Genomic DNA, 20,651 nt, shown 5'->3' on the forward strand with positions numbered 1-20,651 from the left:
GCACGACCGTCCGCTGGACGGCCGTCTCCGGCCGCCCTGCTCCCGGAAGGGCCGGGCCGCAGGCTCGGCCGGGGGCCCCGCCCGAACGTCGGACACCGTATGGGCGCAGCGGCCCGGCCCGCCTGTGCATCGTGCACCGAGCCCTGGCGAAGGAGGTGCCCGCTGTCGTTCTCGCAAGCGGTCCTGGCTGGCGACAGTGAGGCAACCGCCACAGGAACAGCGAGGAAACGCCATGACAGCTGAGGTGTTGGACGCCGTCGAGGAATTCGACGTGGTGATCATCGGAGCCGGGATATCCGGGATCGGCGCGGCCACCTATTTCAGCCGGGATCTGCCCGACAAGTCGCTCGCCGTACTGGAAGCGCGCGACGACATCGGGGGCACTTGGGACCTGTTCCGCTATCCCGGCATCCGCTCGGACTCCGACCTCCACACCTTCGGATACGCGTTCAAGCCCTGGCGCCACGAAGCCGCGATCGCCGACGCTCCTCTCATCAAGGAGTACCTCCACGAGACCGTCGAGGAGAACGGCCTGGAGCGCGTCCTCAGGCTCGGCCACCGGGTCGTCCGCGCGGAGTGGTCCACGGCGGACTCACGGTGGACCCTCACCGTCCAGACGTCGGACTCCGCCACGGGAGCGAACCGGACCAGGACGATCCACGCGGGATGGGTCTTCGCCGCCACCGGCTACTACCGGTACGACGAGGGGTTCTCCCCGGAGTTCCAGGGACGGGACGAGTTCGAGGGACAGATCGTCCATCCGCAGCACTGGCCCGAGGGACTCGACTACAGCGACAAGAAGGTCGTCGTCATCGGCAGCGGCGCGACCGCGATCACTCTGGTGCCGGCCATGACCACCGGGGCGGGCGCCGCCCGGCACGTGACGATGCTGCAGCGCACCCCCACCTACGTCATGGCACTCCCCCGCGTCGACAAGGTCGCCCTGGCGCTCACAAAGCTGCTCGGGGAAGAGCGCGGGTACGCCGTGACGCGGTTCAAGAACATCTGGACCGAACACGCCGTCGTGAAGGGCCTGCGGACCTTCCCCAAGGCAGGACGGGCCTTCATCCGGCGCGAGAACGTCAAGCGCCTTCCCAAGGGATTCGACGTCGACAAGCACTTCAACCCGCCGTACGACCCGTGGGACCAGCGGCTGTGCGTGGCACCGAACGGCGACTTCTTCGACGCGATCAAGGAAGGAAGGGCCTCCGTCGTCACCGACGCCGTGGCGAGGTTCAGCAAGCGCGGAATCGTCCTGGCGTCGGGTGAGGAGCTGGAAGCCGACATCATCGTCACCGCGACGGGGCTGAACCTTCGGCTCTTCGACGGCATGCCCATCGTGGTCGACGGGCACCAGGTCGACATCGCGGACGCGCTCTGTTACCGCGGCATGCTGCTGAGCGGGATCCCGAACTGGGCGATGGCGATCGGCTACACCACCTCGTCCTGGACGCTCAAGGTGAGCCTGATGTGCCGTTACTTCATCGACCTGGTCAGGCACATGGACGCCCGCGGATACGACACGGTGGTTCCGGTCGCACCGCCGGGAACGAACCGCAGGCCCGTCATGGACCTTCAGGCCGGGTACGCCAAGCGCGGCGAGAAGCTCCTGCCCAAGCAGGGCCCCGAGAAGCCCTGGCGGATGGCGATGTCCTACCCCGAGGACGCCAGGGCGCTGCGCGGCCCGGTGGCCGACGAGAACCTCCGGTTCGGCGCTCGCCGGGCGGCCGCGCCGGCGCCCGGCGGGAGGCGGGGCACCCGTGTCTGAGACGAGCGCCGCCGAGGGCGGCGACCAGTACGCGACCCTGCCGTCCGGGATGACGATCTGCTTCCGGGACCACGGCCACAAGGACGCCCCCGCCATACTGCTCATCGCGGGACTGGGCGAAGACCTCACCTTCTGGTCCGACTCCTTCGTCGGCTCCCTCACCGCCCACGGTTTCCGGGTCGTCGCGATCGACAACCGCGACGCCGGCCAGTCGACGTTCGTCGCCTCGCCCCCTCCCGGGCTCTGGCGTCAGATCGCCGCGCGTCCGCGCGGCGACGCGTACACGCTGGCCGACATGGCCCAGGACGCCGTCGGCGTACTCGACCATCTCGGGATCGCGCGGGTGCACCTGGTCGGGCGGTCGATGGGCGGAATGATCGCGCAGACGATCGCGGCCACGGCGCCCGAGCGGGTCCTGTCGCTGGCCTCCCTCTACTCCACGACCGGGGCGCGCAAGGTCGGTCAGCCGGCCCTGTCGACGATCCGGCTCCTCGCCGCCCCGCCGGCGAGGAACAGAACCGCGGCGGTCCGTGCCCACCTGAGGCTCACCCGTCACATCGCGGGATCGGGGCACCCCATCGACGACGCGGCCGAGGCGGCCATCGCGGCGCGCGGTTGGGACCGCAGCGCCGGCGACCCGGCGGCCGGCACGGCGCGCCAGATCCAGGCCATCCAGCGCTCCGGGGACCGGACGGCCCAGCTGAGCCGGATCACCGCCCCGACGCTGGTCATCCACGGCGACCGGGACCCACTGGTGAGCCCGAGCGGCGGCGTCGCGACGGTCAAGGCGATCCGCTCGGCACAGCACGTGGTCATTCCCGGCATGGGCCATCACCTCCCCGAGTCCCTCGTCGACCCCATCACGACCTACATCGCGCAGCACGCGAACCGCGTGGGTGAAGGAGGCAGCCATGTCCGGATCTCGTGAGCCCCGCTCCGGCAGCACCACGGTCGACGTCGTGGTCGTCGGTGCCGGTTTCGCCGGTCTGAGCGCGGCGGAGCGACTGGTGAGCACGGGGCAGTCCGTCCTGGTCGTGGAGGGCCGCGACCGGGTCGGAGGCCGCTCGCTCTCCGGCGAGGTGGCCGGTGTGAAGGTCGACCTCGGAGCGACGTGGGTGTCCCGGCGCCACACCGCCGTCCGGGACCTCGCGAGCCGGGTGGGGTGTACCACCACCGACCAGTTCGCCCAGGGCCACAACGTGCTGTGGATGGCGGGCCGGCGCCGCACCTACAGCGGCACCATTCCCAAGGTCTCCCCCGCGGCCCTGGTGGACATGGCCCGCATGCAGGCGGCGGTGAACAAGCTGGTCGCGACCATCGACGTGAACGCCGCGTGGGAGACGCCCGGGGCCGGCCGGCTCGACACCCTCTCGTTCGGCGAGTGGCTCGACCGGAAGAACGCGCTGCCCGGCACCCGCGCACTGATGACCGTGATCAGCAAGGTGCAGTGGGGTTGCACGCCGGGAGACGTCTCCCTGCTGCACGCACTGCGCTACATCCGTTCGGCGGGCGGGCTCGATCACATGCTGGACGTCGAGGGTGGTCAGCAGCAGGACCGGATCGTCGAGACCACCCAGGAGATCGCCAAGCGGGTGGCGGCGCGGCTCGGTGACCGCGTGCGCCTGGAGACACCGGTGCGCTGCATCGCGCAGGACGACGACGGCGTCACCGTCCGCACCGACTCCGGCGAGATCCGCGCCCGGTACGCCATCGTCACCGCCTCGCCGGCGCACCGCGCCGCCATCACCTTCGAGCCCGCTCTGTCAGAGCAGGGCGAAGGGCTCGCGCGGACCTGGCGCATGGGCGTGCTGAGCAAGGCGTTCGTGGCCTACGAGAGGCCGTTCTGGCGGGCCGACGGCTGTTCCGGCGAGGCGGTGACCGACACCGGAACCGTGTTCATCACCTTCGATGTGTCCCCCGCCCCCGGCGGACCGGGCGTCCTGATGGCCTTCTGCGATCCGCGCGTCTTCGACGGCTTCAGCCCCGAGACCCGGCGCGACCGGGTGGTCCGGCAGCTCGCCGACCTCTACGGTCCGCAGGCGCTCACCCCGATCGACTACGTGGACCACTGCTGGGGAGCGGAGCCCTTCGCCCCGGGCGGCCCCAATCCCGCCGTCGCTCCTTACGCGACCACGAGCTTCGGCAAGGCGCTGAGCGAGCCCCACGGGCGCATCCACTGGGCGGGCTCCGAAACCGCCGGCGAATGGGCCGGAACCATGAACGGCGCGGTTCTGACGGGCCAGCGCACCGCGGAGAGCGTCATCACCCTGCTGTCCCGCGACGTCCGAGAGGGGGCGTTTCGATGAGGGAGACGCTGTTCCTGCTGGCCGACCTGTGGATGATCTTCGCCGGTTACTTCTACGGCTGGAAATTCATTCGCCGCTACGGCAACTACCTCCTGGGCCTCGAATGGATGGTCGTCGCGACGTCGGGCAGCAACTTCCTGCTCTGGTCGCTCCTCGGAGCCAAGAGCGACAGCGTCCTGTACGACCTTGCGTACTTCTTCGACGCGTTCTCCAGGTCGGTCGGCATCACGCTCATCCTGGTCCTGGGCCTGATGAAGGTCACCCATCGCTACAAGCCGAGCCGCGGCGTCGACGTCGCCGTGTTCGGGGTCGCGATCGTGGCCGCCCTGTTCCTCCGCCCCTTCCACGGCGCGGATCTCCACACCGACCGTGGCGCGTTCTGGGTCTCCGTGTTCTACGTCGTCGTCAACCTCCTCACGGCCGTGTTCCTCTGCTGCTTCGTCAAACGGCTCTGGAGCGCGGGCGCGAGGTGGCCGGCGGTCTGGACCGGACTGGTCACGGCCGCCGGGACCACCATCGCGATCACGTACGACTTCTTTCCCCTGCCGTTCGACGACGCGAACCGCACGATCTTCTACACCGCCGCGCTGGCGACCTGGGGCACCCAGGGATTCGTCTACTTCCGCGCCTACCGCGCGCTGCACGCCCGCAACGCGGCTCTGGACCCGTACCCGGCCCGCACGGCCGGGGCCCCCGCATGAACCCGGATCACGACGAAGGAGTCAGCATGGTGAAGCGGCACATGTACGCGGTGGTGGATCCCGCCAGCGGCAAGCTGGTCAAGGAGTACCCCACCGCGACGGACGAGACCGTCGACGCGGCGCTCGACGCGGCGGCTGAGGCCTACGCGCACTGGTCGAGGCAGACCTCCGTGGAACAGCGCGCCCAGCTGTTGCACACCGTCGCCACCCTGCACGGCGAGCGCAGCCGGCAGCTCGCCGAGATCATCCACCGGGAGATGGGCAAGCCGGTGGAGGAGGCCGTCGGGGAGGTCGACTTCAGCGCCTCGATCTACCGGTACTACGCCGAGAACGCGGAGAAGTTCCTCACCGACGAACCGATCGAGCTCCTGGAGGGAGAGGGCACCGCCTTCGTCCGCCGCCAGCCGGTCGGCGTGCTGCTGGGGATCATGCCCTGGAACTACCCGTACTACCAGGTGGCCCGGTTCGCCGCACCCAACCTCGCCCTGGGCAACACCATCGTGCTCAAGCACGCGTCGCAGTGTCCGGAGTCGTCCGCGGCTCTCCAGCAACTGTTCACGGACGCCGGCTTCCCCCAGGGCTGCTACGTCAACGTCCGCGCCACCGGCGAGCAGATCGGTCGCGCCATCGCGGACCCCCGCGTGCAGGGCGTCTCCTTCACCGGTTCGGAGCGGGCCGGCGCGGAGGTCGCCGAGAAGGCCGGGCGCAGCCTCAAGAAGGTGGTGCTCGAACTGGGCGGCTCGGACCCGTTCATCGTGCTCTCGACCGACGACCTCGACGCCACGGTCCAGGCGGCGGTCGAGGCGCGGTTCGAGAACGCCGGGCAGGCGTGCAACGCCGGGAAGCGCTTCATCGTCGCCGATGACGTCTACGACGCCTTCCTCGACAAGTTCACCGAGAAGGTGCTCGCGCTGACCGACGGACTGGCGCCGCTCTCCTCGGTCGCCGCCGCCGAGTACGTCGAGGAGCAGGTCGGGCGAGCCGTCGACGAGGGGGCGACCTTCGTCTCCGCACGGCAGCGCGAGGGGGCGTACTTCCCGCCCGGCGTGCTGACGGGCCTCTCCCCGGCGTCGCCGTCGGCCGCCGAGGAGCTCTTCGGTCCCGTCGCGACCGTCTACCGGGTCGGTTCCGAGGACGAGGCCGTCGAGCTGGCGAACGACACCCCCTACGGGCTGGGCTCCTACGTGTTCACGACGGACGCCGAGCAGGCGCTGCGCGTCGCCGACAGGATCGAGGCCGGCATGGTCTTCATCAACGGCGTCGGCCTCGATGGCGCGGAACTTCCCTTCGGTGGCGTCAAGTTGTCCGGTTTCGGCCGCGAGCTGGGACGGGCGGGCATCGACGAGTTCGCCAACAAGAAGCTCATCCGCACCGCTCGGACGTGACCGCCCCAAAACACGGAAGGAAGACTTTCATGACGATCGAGTTCGACGCCGCCGTCTTCAGGACGCCGAACGAACCGCTGACCATCGAGCGAGTGACGATCCCCTCGACGCCTCCGCCCGGCGAGGTGCTCGTGCGGCTCCAGGCGAGCGGGGTGTGCCACAGCGACCTCCACGTCCTCCTGGGCGAATGGGAGGTTCCTACGCCGATGATCCTCGGCCATGAGGGAGCCGGGATCGTCGAGAGCGTCGGCGAGGGCGTCACGACGCTCAAGAAGGGCGACCACGTCGTGCTGTCCTGGACGCCCTCGTGTCGCCGCTGCCGCTACTGCATCAGCGGCAGGCCCGTCCTCTGTGACATGGTGAGCGAGCACTCGGCGAACCACCTGTCGTTCGACGGCCGGTCCCGGATCACGTCCGCCGGCGGGGACGACGTCCTCAGCTTCGCGGGCCTCGGAACGTTCGGCGAGTACGCCCTCGTGCCCGAGTCGGGTGCGATCGCCGTCCGGGACGACGCCCCGTTCCCGCAGGCGGCTCTGGTCGGATGCGCCGTCACGACCGGTGTCGGCGCGGCCGTCAACACCGCCAACGTGCGGCCGAGCGACACCGTACTGGTCCTCGGCTGCGGCGGCGTCGGCCTGAACGCGATCCAGGGTGCCCGGCTCGCCGGCGCGCGGAAGATCATCGCCGCGGACATCTCCGACGAGAAGCTGGAGCAGGCGCGCGTCTTCGGGGCGACCGACCTGATCAACAACGGCCGCGATGATTTCGCGGACCGGGTGCGGCAGCTCACCGACGGGCGCGGTGTGGAGATCGCCATCGAGGCCATCGGACTGCCCCGCACCATCGAGGCGGCCTACGAGGTCCTGGCCCGGGGCGGCACGGCGGTGGTCGCCGGGCAGGTGGCGGACGGCCTGAAGGTCTCCATCGATCCCTTCGTCATGTCCGATCAGGAACTCTCGCTCATCGGCTCGAACTACGGCTCCAGCAAGCCGACTTCCGACTTCCCGCTGCTGATCGACCACTACATGAACCACCGCATCGATCTCGACTCCCTGGTGACGAGCGTGATCGGTCTGAAGGACGTCAACGAGGCGTTCGACCAGATGAAGCGCGGCATCGGCATCCGCTCGGTGATCACGTACTGAAAGGCAGGGGCGATCTCATGGCCCTGGCATCATCACGCTCGGCCTTCGAGCGAGCCCGCCGCAGCGTCGGCGGGGGTGTGGGATCGGGCCTGCGCGCCGCGATGCCACCCCATCCGCTCTTCGTGCGCGAGGCGCGGGGCGCACACGTCTGGGACCTGGACGGCGACCGGTACGTCGACTACGTGATGGCCTGGGGGCCGCTCGTCCTCGGTCACAGTGACCCGCGCGTGCTGTCAGCGGTGTCCGAAGTCGCGACGAAGATGCAGGTCGTCGGCACCGGCCACCCGCTCGAGTACCTCGCGGCGGAAGCGGTCCTCGAGGCCGTGCCGCACGGCGAGCGACTGCTGTGGAGCAACACGGGGACCGAGGCGGTGCAGGTGGCGCTGCGCCTCGCGCGCGCCGCCACCGGGCGGCGCCGCGTCCTCAAGTTCGCCAAGAGCTACCACGGCTGGCACGATACCGTGTACGCCGGCATGTCCGAGGACGACTGCGATCGCCCCGCCACCCCCGGTGGGGCGGGACAGTCGGCCAGCGTCCTCGACGACCTGGTCGTGGCGCGCTTCAACGACGTGCGGCTGGCCGAGCGCCTGCTGAGCGAGGCCGTCGAGCGCGACATCGCGGCCGTGCTCGTCGACCCGGTGATGAGCAACGCCGGCGTCGAAGCACCCACACCGCAGTTCCTGTCGACGCTGCGGACCCTCTGCGACCGGCACGGCGTCGTCCTCGTCTTCGACGAGGTGATCGCCGGATTCCGGATAGCCCGGGGCGGGGCGGCCGAGAAGTACGGCGTGCTGCCCGACCTGTCCGTCTTCGGAAAGGCGATGGCCGGCGGTTTCACCCAGAGCGCCGTCGTCGGCAGAGCGGAGCTGGTCGATCAGGTAACGTCCGGCGTCGTTCACGCCGGGACCTTCAACGCCAACCCGATCGCACTGGCGGCCGTCGCGGCGACGATGCGCGCCCTGGCCGATCCCGCGGTCTACGAGCAACTCGAACGGACCTCGTCCGAGTTCGAAGCCCTCGTCGGCGCCGTTCTCGGTTCATCGCCCGACTTCGGAGGCTTCAACCGGGTCGGCTCGCTCCTCCAGTACGTCCCCGCCGGTGGCGCCACGGGGCTTCACGGAACGAGTGGGCTCTGGGCGGTGATCCTCGAAGGGATGCTGCGGCAGGGCTTCCTGTTCATGCCGTCCGGCAAGGTCTTCCTCAGCACGGCGCACACCACCGCCGACGTCGAGGCGACGGCCGAGGCCCTCGACCGGCTCCTGCGGAAGTTGTGACACCCGCATCGAATCACGCGTTACCCCCACCCGCTCCGAGCCAGGCCGCGTGTTCTGTTCCCCCGCGGCCTGGCCCGGTCCACCTTTCCGGAAATGGCACCATGCTGAACCTCTCGGTCCTGCTCGAGGACTCCGCCCGCACGCACCCGGACCGGGACGCGGTCGTCCTCGGTTCGTCGCGTCTCACCTACGCCCAGACCGACGCCGCCGCCAATCAGGTCGCCAACCTCCTCGTGGACCGCGGCATCTGGCCGGGCGACAAGGTCGCGCTCAGTTGTCCGAACGTGCCCTGGTTCCCGATCGTCTACCACGGAATCCTCAAGGCCGGCGCCGTCGTCGTCCCCCTCAACATCCTGCTCAAGGGCCGGGAGGTCGCCTACCACCTCGCCGACTCGGAGGCGAAGGCGTACTTCTGCTTCGAAGGCGGCGAGGGCCTGCCGATGGGGGCGGAGGGGCACGCCGGGTTCAGCCAGACCCCTGCCTGCGAGCACTTCTTCCTCATCACCGCCGACCCCGCGGCGGAGAGTCCGATCGAAGGCGTCGAGACCATGGGCACCGCGTTGCGGGGAACCGCGGCGACGTTCGACAGCATCCGGACGTCGGGGGACGACCCGGCCGTGCTGCTCTACACGAGCGGTACGACGGGGCAGGCGAAGGGCGCCGAACTCAGCCACGCCAACCTGGTGCTCAACGCCCTCGCGGTCAACCGGCTGCTGGAGAACCGGCCGGCCCAGGACACCCATCTGGTCGTGCTGCCACTGTTCCACTCCTTCGGCGCAACCGTGCAGTTGAACGCCGGCTTCTCGACGGCGAGCACGCTGGTGCTGCTGCCACGGTTCGACGCCCGGCAGGCGGTGTCCCTGATGCAGCAGCAGGACATCACCTTCTTCGCGGGTGTCCCCACCATGTGGTGGGGCCTGTTGCAGGCGCTCACCGACGACGTCGACGTCGAGAGGATCGCGAGAAACCTGCGCGTCGGCGTCTCCGGCGGCGCCGCGCTCCCCGCGGAACTCATCAAGCAGGTCAGGGAACGACTGGGCGTCCAGGTCCTGGAGGGCTACGGCCTCTCCGAGACCTCGCCGGTGGTGACCTTCGGCGATCCGGCGCGGGAGCCCCGGCCCGGGTCGATCGGCGTGCCGATCTGGGGGGTAGAGGTCAAGCTCGTCAACTCGGACTGGTCGGAGGTCGAGGACGACGGCACGGGCAGTGCCATCGGGGAGATCGCGGTCAAGGGCCACAACGTCATGAAGGGCTACCACGGCCGCCCCGAGGCCACCGCGGAAGCGATCCGGGACGGTTGGTTCCGCACCGGCGACCTGGCCCGCAGGGACAAGGACGGCTTCTACTACATCGTCGACCGGGCGAAGGACCTGATCATCCGCGGTGGCTTCAACGTGTACCCGCGGGAGATAGAGGAGGTCCTGGTGACGCACCCGGCGGTCAGCCTGGCCGCGGTCGTCGGCGTGCCGCACGAGAGCCACGGCGAGGAGATCAAGGCGTTCGTCATCCTCGACCGCGGCGCCGAGGCCCGTCCCGACGAGCTGATCGCCTGGGGCAGGGAGCAGATGGCCGCCTACAAGTACCCGCGCATCGTGGAGATCGTGCAGAGCCTGCCGATGACGTCCACCGGAAAGATCCTCAAGCGCGAACTCACGTGACCGGCGCGCCAAACGCATGGACATGGGCGGGAAGGGCGGCAGATGACAGTGGATGAAGGTCGGCTGCGGGACACGTTCCCCAACGGGTCCGGTACGGGGACGGACAAGGTTCCCGGCTCACTCGTGGCCGCCTGGAAGGCACGCGTGGCGAAGAACCCGGAGGGCACGACGCTCCGCTTCTTCGACGGTGCTCTGTCCGCGCGGGAGGTGGACGTGGCGTCCGACGCCCTGGCCGCCGCGTTCGAGGCGCGCGGAACCGGCCGGGGTGATCGCGTCGGGGTGTACCTGCAGAACGTTCCGCAATACACGCTGGTGCTGCTGGCTCTCTGGAAGCTGGGGGCGACGGCCCTGGGACTCAACCCGATGTACCGGCGCCAGGAGCTCCGCCGGATCATCGACGACTCGGGGGCGGTCGGGGTCGTCTGCGCGGACACGGACGTCCACGAGACGCTCGGCGCGCTGGCGGGGAGCACGGTGCGATGGCTGATCAGCACTTCGGGGCTGGACTGCCAGTCGAGGAACGATCCACGGGTCTTCGCGACGACGGAACGCCTGGCCCCCGCACCGGACGGTGACCTGATGGCGCTGATCCGTGAGTTCGAGGGCCGCAGCCCCTCGCCCGTGAAGCTGACCCGCGACGACATCGCGTTTCTGACGTACACCTCGGGAACGACGGGGCCGCCGAAGGGTGCCATGAACACCCACGGCAACGTCCTGAGCGTGGTGTCGACCTGCGCGTCGTGGATGGGTGTGGGTGACGGGGACGTCGTGTTCGCCATGGCCCCGCTGTTCCACATCACCGGGGCGGTGGTCAACGCGACGATCTCCCTGCTCACCGACACCACGCTTGTCCTGGCGGGCCGGTTCCACCCCGAGGTCGCCCTGGATGCCTTCGCCGAGCACGGGGTGACCTACACGATCGGCTCCATCACGGCGTACAACGCGATCTACGAGCTGCCGCAGGCCGGACCGGAGCACTTCGCGTCGGCGAAGGCCCTGTACTCGGGCGGCGCGCCGATCCCGCCGGCGACCGTCGAGCGGTTCCGGGAACGGTTCCGCGTCTACCTCCACAACGGCTACGGGATGACCGAGACGACGTCCGCTGTCATCGCCGTGCCGCCGGGCGAGCGGGCGCCGGTGCATCCGCCGAGCGGCACGCTGTCCATAGGCAGGCCCCTGCCGCACCTCACGGCACGCGTCGTGGACCTGCACGGCGAACCGGTGCCCAGCGGGGAGCAGGGCGAACTCGAACTGAGCGGGCCGCAGGTGGTGCCCGGGTACTGGGGCAAGCCCGAGGCCACCCGCCGGACGATGCCGGAGGGCCGGTTGCGTACCGGTGACGTCGCGGTGATCGACGAGGAGGGCTGGGTCTACCTGGTGGACCGGCTCAAGGATCAGATCAACGTGTCCGGGTACAAGGTCTGGCCGCGCGAGGTCGAGGACGTCCTGTACGAGCACCCGTCGGTGCTCGAGGCGGCTGTCGTCGGGGCGCCGGATGCCTACCGCGGCGAGACCGTCGTCGCCTACGTCTCGCTCAAGGCGGGTCTGAACACCACGGCGGACGAACTGATCGGCTTCTCCCGCGAGCGACTTGCCGCCTACAAGTGTCCGCGCACGATCCACTTCCTCGCCGACCTGCCCAAGACGCAGAGCGGCAAGATCCGGCGCGCCGAGCTCCGCGGGCTCGACGGCCCGGAGCCGGCTTCCCCTTCGAAGGACTGATCCATGAGCGAGAAGGACACGGCCACGGCCGCTTCTCAGGCCGTGTTGCCGTCGTGACGGGAGCGAGCCGGGGCATCGGCCTCGCGATAGCCGAGCGGCTCGTCGCCGGAGGGACGCGCGTGTGCATCACGGCGCGCAAGCCCGGGCCTCTCGCAGAGGCTGCCGCCGCTCTCCCCGAGGGCAGCGTCATCACCGTCGCGGGCAAGGCGGACGACCCCGAGCACCGCCGCGAGGTCTTCGACACCGTCGCGCGCGAGTTCGGTGGGCTGGACGTCCTCGTGAACAACGCGGGCATCAATCCGGCGTACGGTCCCGTCGTCGGCCTGGACCTCGACGTAGCCCGCAAGGTCCTTGAGGTCAACGTCCTCGCCACCCTCGCCTGGGTGCAGGATGCCGTGGCGCACCTGAAGCTCGGCTTCACCGAACGCCGCGGCACGGTCGTGAACCTCTCCTCCGTCACCCCCTGCGACGTCTGGGCGTGCCGTCCGACATCGCCTCCGCCGTGGCGTTTGGGTAGCCGTCGGCCACCTCGGCTTCCCTGTTCCTGGCCTCGGAGGACTCCTCCTGGGTCACCGGCCGCGTGCTCACCGTCGACGGCGGCCTCACGGTCACCGGCGGCACCGCTTAACGACCTCGCCCACCTCACGAAGGACAGCAATGACTTACCCTCACCTTCCGCCGGAGATCGCGGAGCTGCGTGAGCGCACGCGCCGGTTCATCCGCGAGGTCGTCGTCGACGCGGAGCCAGTACCGGGCGAACGTCTCGACCAGGCCACCCGCGACCGGCTGCAGGCCGCGGCGAAGGAGGCAGGCGTCTTCGCTCCGCTCGTGCCGAAGGAGTACGGCGGGCAGGGCCTGCCCATCGAGCGCTGGTCGCCGATCCTCCAGGAGGCCGGCTACTCGCCGATCGGTCCCGCCGCACTCAACTGCATGGCTCCCGACGAGGGGAACATGCACATGCTCAACCTCCTCGCCACCGAGGAGCAGAAGAAGCGGTATTTAGCGCCTCTGGCGGCGGGGGACGTCCGGCCCTGTTTCGGCATGACCGCCCCCCCCGTTACCGTTTTCATGGCTCCGCAATGGGGCCTCCGGCCTTCGGGTCCGGCATGACTTCCCCCCCTTGTTGTTCATGATCCGGGGGGTGGTGTCACCGGGTCCGGAGGCATCGACGGACCGCTGATGAGGGGCTTGAGCACCGGCTTCACCCGGGCCGGAAGAGCTCTCCGTAACGTGGATGTGGCAGCTCGGTGCCCTGGCAAGGCCGGACGAAAGCGTGATGGAGGGGCCTGCACGTGATCGACACCGGCGACATCGACGTCTTCCTCGGCCTGGACGTCGGCAAGGGCGAACACCACGCCACCGCCGTCACCCGGGCCGGCAAGAAGGCGTTCGACAAGCGGTTGCCCAACACCGAGCCCAAGCTCCGCGAGCTGTTCGCCAAGCTGCAGGCCAAGCACGGGACGGTGCTGGTCGTGGTCGATCAGCCGGCCTCGATCGGCGCCCTGCCGCTGGCGGTCGCGAGGGACATGGGCTGTCCGGTCGCCTATCTGCCGGGGCTGACGATGCGGCGGATCGCCGACCTCTACCCGGGCGAGGCGAAGACGGACGCGAAGGACGCGTTCATCATCGCCGACGCCGCCCGGGCGATGCCGCACACGCTGCGGGCGATCGACGGCGAGGACGAGACGATCGCCGAGCTGGAGATGATCGTCGGGTTCGACGACGACCTGGCCGGCGAAGCCACTAGGGTCGCGAACCGGCTGCACGGTCTGCTGACCCAGGTCCATCCGTCGCTGGAACGGGTTCTGGGGCCGAGGTTGCAGCACCCGGCTGTCCTCACGTTGCTGGAGCGGTTCGGGTCACCGGCCCAGATACGCAAGGCCGGACGGCGGCGGCTGGTCACGCTGCTGCGGCCGAAGGCACCGCGGATGGCCGAGCGGCTGGTCGAGGAGATCTTCGCCGCTCTGGACGAGCAGACCGTCACCGTTCCGGGGACCGAGGCGGCCGCGCTGATCGTCCCGAGCCTGGCCGGATCGCTCGCTACCGTCCTTGACCAGCGGAAACTACTGGCCGGGCGGATCGAGGAACTGCTGGAGGCCCACCCTCTTTCGAAAGTCCTGACGTCGATGCCGGGAGTCGGCGTCAGGACGGGAGCCAGGATCCTGATCGAGGTCGGCGACGGCAGCACGTTCCCGACCGCCGGCCACCTCGCGGCTTACGCCGGACTCGCCCCGGCCACGAGGAGCTCGGGCTCATCGATCCGCGGCGAACAGCCCTCCAGGAGAGGAAACAAGCAGCTCAAAAGGGCCTTCTTCCTCTCCGCGTTCGCCGCCCTGGGCGACCCGGCCTCCCGGGCCTACTACGACAAGAAGATCGCCCAGGGCAAGCACCACACCCAGGCCCTGCTCTGCCTCGCGAGACGTCGGGCCGACGTTCTCTTCGCGATGCTCCGCGACGCAACCTTCTACGAACCCCAACCCGCAGGAGCCAGGTGACGGTTCAGACTCATCGATCAGTCCTCCTCCGGCCGAAGCCGTCGGCGAGCGGCCTCAAGTTGCTGGTCATAGTCAGGCGCGAACAGCCCAGGAAGGGACTTGTCCAGCGTCCCGGCGATGCGATGGATCGGCGCCCAGACCGCCGGATCGTCGACAACCCGGCTCAGGTCCGTCATCTGGAGCTTCTCCAGCCAGTCCGACAGCACCAGCGCCTCGTCACTCGTGAGCTTGATCGTGACCTGGCTATCCCCCATGCACACCCCTACGGCTCGGCCCCGCCCTCGACCACACGAACCTACTGGTCCTCGACCTTGACCAAACAGATAGGGGCACCCCCCGGAGCGGGATCCGACCCGGCCGGGCTGCGGACCACGGCAGTGCGCGCCGACGGCGGCTGGATCATCGACGGTCGCAAACGGTTCACCAGCGGCGCCGTCGGCGCCGCGTTCTGCATCGTCATGGCGCGGACCCCGGCCATGGACGGCGCCCCCGAGGGAGCCACCATGTTCCTGGTGACTTCAACCTGTTCCCGCTCCACACCCCCGGGCTGGTCTCCGTCCCGGCAGCTTTCCTCCTCGGATGGCTCGGCAGCGCGCGTCCCTGGGAGCGAACCACACACCCCCGGCACACAGCGCCGGGACCCACTCCTGCACGTAGCTCCCCTGGAGCGCGCATCGACTCCGACGAGGACGTCGTGAGCGGATAGCTCCGCCGTTCCCCCGACCGGACCGTGCATCGTGCACCGGGCCCGGGCGAAGGAGGTGCCCGCTGTCGTTCTCACCCGCGGTACTGGCTGGCGACAGTGAGACCACCACCACAGGAACAACGCGGAAACGCCATGACCACCGTACCCACCTGCCCCTCGCGAGGACGCCGCGCGGGAGTCCCCAGATCGAGGAAGAGGACACACATGACGACACAGGAGAAGGCCCAGACCCTGACGTCCGTGGCGAACGACACGCCAACGGAGGAGATCCTCGAGATCGTGACCCGTGACGGCGGCGTCATCATCAAGAACTTTCTGACGCGGGAGCAGATCGCCCGCTTCAACGCCGAGATCGAGCAGCCGCTGCGGGCGCTCGCCCCGGGGTCCACCCACGAGGACGAAATCGTGGCCGCGTTCCACGGCAGCAACACCAAGCGCCTCACGAATCTGGTGACGCACAGCGCCACGTTTCGCAGCGAGGTCATCGACCATCCCCTGGTCCACGAGATCAGCGACCTGGTCTTCCTCCAGGAGTCGGGCACGTACTGGATGACCACCGCACAGGTGATCGAGATCGGCCCCGGCAACAAGGCGCAGATGCTCCACCGTGACCTGGAGAACTGGTTCCCCTTCATCAGCATGGGGCCCGACGGCCCGGAGGTCACCATCAACTTCCTGGTCGCCCTGACCGACTTCACGGAGGAGAACGGCGCCACCCGCGTCATCCCCGGAAGCAACCACTGGAGCGACTTCGAGGACCGCGGGGCTCCGGAGCAAACGATTCCCGCGGTCATGAACGCCGGAGACGTCCTTCTCATCAGCGGCAAGACCGCGCACGGCGGCGGGGCGAACCAGACCGGCGACGAGTACCGGCGGGGCCTCGCCTTCACGTTCAACGCGGGCTTCCTCACCGGCGAGGAGGCATACCCCTTCCTGGTCGACAGGGAGCTCGTCAAGACGCTCTCGCCGCGTGTCCAGCGCATGCTCGGCTTCCGCTCCCAGTACCCCACGGGCTCCCCCGGCCTGTGGCAGGTCGACTACGCCGACCTCGGCGACCACCTCGGTCTCTGAGGTCCGAGTCGATCAGAGGCCGCCACAGCCGTCCGTGGAGGAGCTGGTGGTCCGCGAACGGGTGACGAACGCGATCCGCTACGGCAGGGCTCCCGTCCAGCTCCGACTGATCCTCCAGTCGACGCTCACCTGCGAGGTCTCCGACGCCAGCAGCACCGCCCCGCATCTGCGCTGCGCCCGGATCTACGACGTAGGCGTCCGCGGCCTGCTCCTCGTGGCGCAGTGCGCCGAGCGCTGGGTACGCGACACGGTCGCGAGGGAAAGGTCATCTGGGCCGAGCAGGCCCTCCCCGCACACAGCACGTCGACCGCCGAAGTGATGCAACGCCTGCTCCGGGGCCGACTTGATCGATCGACTAAGTCGATATAGTGGACGCATGGCTCACGTTTCCGCGGCGGAGCGCCGCCCCCAGTTGATCAAGGCGGCCATCGACCTCATGACCCGGGAGGGCGTCGCCGCGGGGAGTACCCGTGCCATCGCCGCGGAGCTCGGTGTCGCGCAGGCCACCGTCCACTACACCTTCGGGACGAAGGAGGACCTCTACCGCGCGGTCATGGACCAGATCACCGACGAGCTGGTCGCCCAGGTGCGGCGGGCGGCGCCGGAGGACGCGGGCTTCGAGGACACCTTCAGCGCCCTAGCGGGTGCCCTGTGGGGCACCTTGCGCGAGCCGACGTCGCACCACCAGTTGCTCAGCGAGCTGACCATGTTCGCCCTGCGCGTGCCCGGCCTCAACGAGGCCCGGCAGAGCCACTACCGGCGGGTCGTAGAGGTGACCGCACAGGTGATCACGGAGACGGCCGAGAGGGCAGGGCAGGAACTGGCCGAGTCCCCGGAGACGGTGGCCCGGTTCTTCCTTTCCGGCTTCGACGGACTCACCATGCAGGTCCTCCAGTGCCTGCCGGACGAGGCCACCGAGCGGACGGGGCTCAGGGCGCTCGTGGGCGCGACCGTGGCGCTGGCCAAGGGGGACCTCGACCTGCCTGACGTACCGACGGCCTGACACGACGCGAGAACGGTGGTGGGCGCACCCGGGTAGGTGCGCCCACCACCGTTTCTGCGGGGGAATCAGCCGGCCCAGACGTCCTCGACGTAGCGTCCGGACCCTACGAGCGCGGCGAGCCATGCCACGGCCTGCTCATCGCTCGCACCGGTCCGCTCGCGGTAGACCGCCATGAACGCTTCCCGTACGGCGGGTGCCATGCGACGGCCGTCGCCGCAGACGTAGACGCGTCCGCCGGCCTCCAGGACCGCCCACACCTCCTCGCTCTCGCGGGCGATGCGCTCCTGGACGAAACGGGCTCCGTTCTCGGGCGCGTGCATGAAGGTGGGGCGCATGCTGACGGCGCCGTCCGCCTCGGCCGCCTCGAACTCCTCCCGGTGCAGGAAGTCCACGTCGGGGTGGTCGCAGCCGAAGTAGCAGAGCAGGGTACCGGTCGAGCCCGTGTGGTGGCGGTCCAGGACGGCTCCGCGGAAGGGCGCGAGTCCGGTGCCCGCGCTGACCAGGATCACCGGTACGGAGGTGTCCTCGGGGAGGCGGAAGGACTCGCTGCATGGCAGGACCCGGGCCTGGATCACGTCGCCCGCATTCACGGTCTGCAGGAAGTGGGAGGCGATGCCCCGGAAGGTGCCCTCGCCCGCCCTGTGGGGCGCTGCGAGCAGCGACACCATCAGGTCGGCCTCGCCGGGCCGGGCCGCGGCGGACGACGAGATCGAGTAGTGCCGGGGCCGCAATACCGGCAGCAGCTCCAGGAAGCGCTCGAAGGGCAGCTCGCACGCGCGGTAGCGCTCCAGGAGGTCCAGGACGCTGAGGCCCGCGACGGTCACCTGCTCCCGGAAGGTCTCGGGATCGGCGGTGGCAAGCGCGGTGAGCGGCTGCTTCTCGGGCGGGCAGGCGGTGTGCTCGGCGAGCACGGCGACCTGCTCCTGGGCGGCCGCGTCCTGGAGCTCGACGAAGTCGGTGAGCAGGCGGCGCAGGGTCAGCGGCCGGTCCACGGGCAGGGCGTTCCGGCTCCGGCGGCGGGCGCGCAGCCGGACGGTGCGGTCCAGGTCGAGGCCGAAACGATCGGCGACGCGCCGGACGAGGGCCTCGGGGTTACTGGGCAGGACGGCCAGGTGGTCGGCGGTGCGATAAGTGACGCCCTCGGGCAGCCGCAGTCGCAGGAACCGCTTGGAGCGGCCCAGTTCGTGGTCGGTGTCGACGAGTTCGTACGCTTCGAGGACCTCCATCGGCTGGACGCCGTGGCGCTCGGCGAGACCGCCGAGGACCGACTCCGAGGTGTCCTCCAGCTCGTACAGCCCTTCCCCTTCCGTATCGGGTGCGGGGGCGGCCGCTTCACCGGCGACCGCCTCGCCGTACTCGTCCAGGAGCGCCTTCCACAGGTCTTCCGTCCACTGGTCGACCGCTCCGCCGAAGTCGCCGGAGGCGTCGGCGCTGCCGCGCTCCAGGAGCGGGACGGCACCGGCGGCGGTCAGACGCTCGTCGATCAGGGTGGGGATCCGCTGATAGGTGGCGGCCCAGTTGCGGTCGCCGACACCGAGGACGGCGTACCGCATCCCGGTGAGCGAGCCGGGGGCGAGGTTCTCCAGGGAGGCGACGAACTCGGCGGCGTCGTCGGTCGGGCGACCGTTGTAGGAGGCGGCGACGATGACGACCGGACCCTTGGAACCGGCCAGCCTCTCCGTGTACGCGTCGAGGGGGGCGACGATCGGGGCGAAGCCGTGCTCCTCGCCGTCCGTGCCGAGGTCGCGGGCGATGCCGGCGCAGGTGCCGAGGTTGGAGCCGTGGAGCAGCGTCAGCGCGGTGCCGCTCGCCCGGCGCGTCACGGTCGCGGTCCGGCCCGCGGCGGGGTCCGCCGCCGCTGCGGCGGGCAGGCGCCGTTCGTCGCTGGTGCGGCGGGCGAGCCTCAGGCTGAACCCGTCGGGCTTGATGGTCAAGGTCGACTTGATCTTCATCTGGTAGTCGGTGTGGTCGATCAGCCGATAGCGGTGTACCAGCAGGCCGAGCAGCAGGGTGGCCTCGTGCAGCGCGAACTGGCGTCCGATGCAGGCCCGCTCGCCGTTGCCGAACGGCTTGAAAGCGTGGACCGAGCGGGCCGCCTCCCGCTCGGGAGTGAAGCGCTCGGGGTCGAACAGCTCGACGTTCTCCCCCCAGGCCGAGTCGCGGTGCAGGGCCGAGGCGATCACCATCAGCGACTCGCCCTTGCGTACGGGGTACTTGCCGCCGATGACGGTGTCCTCGATCGGCTCGACGGCGTACGCGGGCGCCGTCGGCCACAGCCGCAGGCTCTCGTTGAGCACCTGGCGGATGTAGGTGAGCTTGCCGATGTCGCCGTACTGGGGATCCGGGGAGTCGGTGTCGCCCCACAGAGCGTCCACCTCGGCCTGGGCCCGGGCGAGGACCTCCGGATGCTTGGTCAGGTAGTACAGGGCGAACGAGAGCGCGCTGCTCGTAGTCTCGTGGCCGGCGATCAGGAAGGTGATCACCTGGTGCCGGATGTTGACGTCGTCCAGCGGCTCGCCGGTGACGGGGTCCTTCGTGTGCAGCATCAGCCCCATCAGGTCGTCCGTGCTGGTGTCGCCGGAGGCGCGGCGCTCCCTGATCACGTCGTCGACGAGGTCCGTCATCAGGTCGACGTCCGCGCGGAACTGCTCGACCTTCTTCCTCTTGAACAGTTCGGAGCCCGGGATGGACTCGCCCTTCTCCTGGGCGAAGACGAGGGCGCGGGCCATCGCCTCGACGAACGGGTGCAGGTCGTCGCGGCGGAAGGACTGGAAGTCGTAGCCGAAGCCGCACAGGCCGATCGTGTCGAAGGTCAGCCGGGTCATCTCGTCGGGCACGTCCACCGACTCCACTCCGGCCAGCCGGTCCCACTTGTCGATCAGCGAACGGGCGACCTTGAGCATCGGGTCGTGGTAGCTGCGCATCGCGCCGAGCGAGAACGCGGGCATCAGGATGTCGTGGGCCTTACGCCAGTTCGGTTCGTGGTTGTAGGCGGTGAACAGACCGTCCCCGGCCAGAGCCCGGACCTCGACCAGGTCGGCGTGGACGTGCTTGCGGAAGCGAGTCTCGTCCGACAGTTCGGTCACGAGGTCCAGACCGCCGACCATGACGGTATCCCTCCCGAAGAGCCGCAGCCGGTACACGGGCCCGAGTTCCCTGAACTCCTTCAGCAGGTAGGCCAGGAAGTCCGCGCCCGCCGGAACGTTGAACGCGTGGCCTACGAGGGGCAGCGGGGGGCGCTCGGGGATCGCCCGCGCCGCGCCTACGGACACCTGAGTCATGAGCGTGCCTTTCGTTGCACTCCAGCAGTCACCAGCCAACATACATACGACTTTGTCGAGTGAACATGTCGAATGACTGTATCGAATGACACAGCCATCGGGCGGAACTCGGAGTACCCCGCGAACGTCCGGCGGG

General features: G+C 69.6%; 15 protein-coding genes and 3 pseudogenes. 16 read left to right on the top strand and 2 right to left on the bottom strand.

The window, feature by feature from the left end; all coding sequences use genetic code 11:
* Positions 1-232 precede the first annotated feature (232 nt).
* From HB370_RS00900 to HB370_RS00955, 12 genes and pseudogenes are all read left to right on the top strand, one after another.
* A complete protein-coding gene (locus tag HB370_RS00900; RefSeq protein WP_030794954.1) occupies positions 233-1,768 on the top strand; it encodes an NAD(P)/FAD-dependent oxidoreductase in 1,536 nt (511 codons plus the stop codon).
* Positions 1,761-2,696, top strand: a complete 936-nt coding sequence (locus HB370_RS00905; protein WP_030794957.1) for an alpha/beta fold hydrolase — start codon at positions 1,761-1,763, stop codon at positions 2,694-2,696. The genes HB370_RS00900 and HB370_RS00905 overlap by 8 nt, the downstream gene beginning before the upstream one ends.
* Entirely contained in the window at positions 2,680-4,074 is a 1,395-nt protein-coding gene (locus HB370_RS00910; RefSeq protein WP_030794960.1) for a flavin monoamine oxidase family protein, read from the top strand. The genes HB370_RS00905 and HB370_RS00910 overlap by 17 nt, the downstream gene beginning before the upstream one ends.
* The gene (locus HB370_RS00915; protein ID WP_037703460.1) at positions 4,071-4,775 is read left to right on the top strand and encodes a hypothetical protein; all 705 of its coding nucleotides are present in this window, start codon (positions 4,071-4,073) and stop codon (positions 4,773-4,775) included. The genes HB370_RS00910 and HB370_RS00915 overlap by 4 nt, the downstream gene beginning before the upstream one ends.
* Before the next feature lie 26 nt (positions 4,776-4,801).
* Complete coding sequence (locus tag HB370_RS00920; RefSeq protein ID WP_030794965.1) at positions 4,802-6,160, top strand: NAD-dependent succinate-semialdehyde dehydrogenase; 1,359 nt, start codon at positions 4,802-4,804, stop codon at positions 6,158-6,160.
* Between the two features lie 29 nt (positions 6,161-6,189).
* Complete coding sequence (locus HB370_RS00925; protein ID WP_030794968.1) at positions 6,190-7,305, top strand: Zn-dependent alcohol dehydrogenase; 1,116 nt, start codon at positions 6,190-6,192, stop codon at positions 7,303-7,305.
* Positions 7,306-7,322: 17 nt separating this feature from the next.
* Complete coding sequence (locus HB370_RS00930) at positions 7,323-8,579, top strand: aminotransferase class III-fold pyridoxal phosphate-dependent enzyme (RefSeq protein ID WP_030794971.1); 1,257 nt, start codon at positions 7,323-7,325, stop codon at positions 8,577-8,579.
* A 101-nt stretch (positions 8,580-8,680) separates the two neighbouring features.
* Entirely contained in the window at positions 8,681-10,237 is a 1,557-nt protein-coding gene (locus tag HB370_RS00935) for a long-chain fatty acid--CoA ligase (protein WP_030794974.1), read from the top strand.
* A 42-nt stretch (positions 10,238-10,279) separates the two neighbouring features.
* On the top strand, positions 10,280-11,959 hold the full coding sequence (locus tag HB370_RS00940; protein WP_030794977.1) for an AMP-binding protein: 1,680 nt from the start codon (positions 10,280-10,282) through the stop codon (positions 11,957-11,959).
* Positions 11,959-12,587: pseudogene (locus tag HB370_RS00945) on the top strand (SDR family NAD(P)-dependent oxidoreductase). The gene HB370_RS00940 and the pseudogene HB370_RS00945 overlap by 1 nt, the downstream one beginning before the upstream one ends.
* A 29-nt stretch (positions 12,588-12,616) precedes the next feature.
* Positions 12,617-13,069 carry an acyl-CoA dehydrogenase family protein gene (locus HB370_RS00950; protein WP_030794983.1) on the top strand — a complete coding sequence of 151 codons (453 nt, stop codon included), beginning with the start codon at positions 12,617-12,619 and terminating at the stop codon, positions 13,067-13,069.
* Between the two features lie 185 nt (positions 13,070-13,254).
* Positions 13,255-14,454: an IS110 family transposase gene (locus HB370_RS00955; RefSeq protein ID WP_167345782.1), complete on the top strand. Its 1,200-nt coding sequence runs from the start codon at positions 13,255-13,257 to the stop codon at positions 14,452-14,454.
* A 17-nt stretch (positions 14,455-14,471) separates the two neighbouring features.
* On the opposite strand, the gene HB370_RS00960 is transcribed toward HB370_RS00955, so the two are convergent.
* Positions 14,472-14,708 carry a hypothetical protein gene (locus HB370_RS00960; protein WP_030795553.1) on the bottom strand — a complete coding sequence of 79 codons (237 nt, stop codon included), beginning with the start codon at positions 14,706-14,708 and terminating at the stop codon, positions 14,472-14,474.
* An 81-nt stretch (positions 14,709-14,789) separates the two neighbouring features.
* On the opposite strand from HB370_RS00960, the pseudogene HB370_RS00965 reads away from it, so the two are divergent.
* From HB370_RS00965 to HB370_RS00980, 4 genes and pseudogenes are all read left to right on the top strand, one after another.
* Positions 14,790-14,969, top strand: a pseudogene (locus tag HB370_RS00965) (acyl-CoA dehydrogenase family protein); the annotation flags it as partial.
* Positions 14,970-15,364: 395 nt separating this feature from the next.
* Positions 15,365-16,231, top strand: coding sequence for a phytanoyl-CoA dioxygenase family protein (locus HB370_RS00970; RefSeq protein ID WP_030794779.1), 867 nt, complete (start codon positions 15,365-15,367; stop codon positions 16,229-16,231).
* 40 nt (positions 16,232-16,271) lie between these two features.
* Positions 16,272-16,600: pseudogene (locus HB370_RS00975) on the top strand (ATP-binding protein); the annotation flags it as partial.
* 7 nt (positions 16,601-16,607) lie between these two features.
* On the top strand, positions 16,608-17,234 hold the full coding sequence (locus HB370_RS00980) for a TetR/AcrR family transcriptional regulator (protein ID WP_030794785.1): 627 nt from the start codon (positions 16,608-16,610) through the stop codon (positions 17,232-17,234).
* Positions 17,235-17,299: 65 nt separating this feature from the next.
* Here HB370_RS00980 and HB370_RS00985 read toward each other — a convergent pair whose 3' ends face one another.
* Positions 17,300-20,515 (bottom strand): cytochrome P450, encoded by a 3,216-nt coding sequence (locus tag HB370_RS00985; RefSeq protein WP_030794788.1) that lies wholly within the window; start codon positions 20,513-20,515, stop codon positions 17,300-17,302.
* Between the last annotated feature and the right edge of the window lie 136 nt (positions 20,516-20,651).

Source organism: Streptomyces sp. DSM 40868 (assembly GCF_011820545.1).
Taxonomy (GTDB): Bacteria; Actinomycetota; Actinomycetes; order Streptomycetales; family Streptomycetaceae; genus Streptomyces; species Streptomyces eurythermus.

Excerpts from the sequence above, each read along its gene's own strand:
- HB370_RS00930 (WP_030794971.1), top strand. The coding sequence starts at position 7,323 with ATGGCCCTGGCATCATCACGCTCGGCCTTCGAGCGAGCCCGCCGCAGC.
- HB370_RS00900 (WP_030794954.1), top strand. The coding sequence starts at position 233 with ATGACAGCTGAGGTGTTGGACGCCGTCGAGGAATTCGACGTGGTGATC.
- HB370_RS00925 (WP_030794968.1), top strand. The coding sequence starts at position 6,190 with ATGACGATCGAGTTCGACGCCGCCGTCTTCAGGACGCCGAACGAACCG.
- HB370_RS00970 (WP_030794779.1), top strand. The coding sequence starts at position 15,365 with ATGACGACACAGGAGAAGGCCCAGACCCTGACGTCCGTGGCGAACGAC.
- HB370_RS00935 (WP_030794974.1), top strand. The coding sequence starts at position 8,681 with ATGCTGAACCTCTCGGTCCTGCTCGAGGACTCCGCCCGCACGCACCCG.
- HB370_RS00940 (WP_030794977.1), top strand. The coding sequence starts at position 10,280 with ATGACAGTGGATGAAGGTCGGCTGCGGGACACGTTCCCCAACGGGTCC.
- HB370_RS00985 (WP_030794788.1), bottom strand. The coding sequence starts at position 20,515 with ATGACTCAGGTGTCCGTAGGCGCGGCGCGGGCGATCCCCGAGCGCCCC.
- HB370_RS00910 (WP_030794960.1), top strand. The coding sequence starts at position 2,680 with ATGTCCGGATCTCGTGAGCCCCGCTCCGGCAGCACCACGGTCGACGTC.
- HB370_RS00950 (WP_030794983.1), top strand. The coding sequence starts at position 12,617 with ATGACTTACCCTCACCTTCCGCCGGAGATCGCGGAGCTGCGTGAGCGC.
- HB370_RS00960 (WP_030795553.1), bottom strand. The coding sequence starts at position 14,708 with ATGGGGGATAGCCAGGTCACGATCAAGCTCACGAGTGACGAGGCGCTG.
- HB370_RS00980 (WP_030794785.1), top strand. The coding sequence starts at position 16,608 with ATGGCTCACGTTTCCGCGGCGGAGCGCCGCCCCCAGTTGATCAAGGCG.
- HB370_RS00915 (WP_037703460.1), top strand. The coding sequence starts at position 4,071 with ATGAGGGAGACGCTGTTCCTGCTGGCCGACCTGTGGATGATCTTCGCC.
- HB370_RS00920 (WP_030794965.1), top strand. The coding sequence starts at position 4,802 with ATGGTGAAGCGGCACATGTACGCGGTGGTGGATCCCGCCAGCGGCAAG.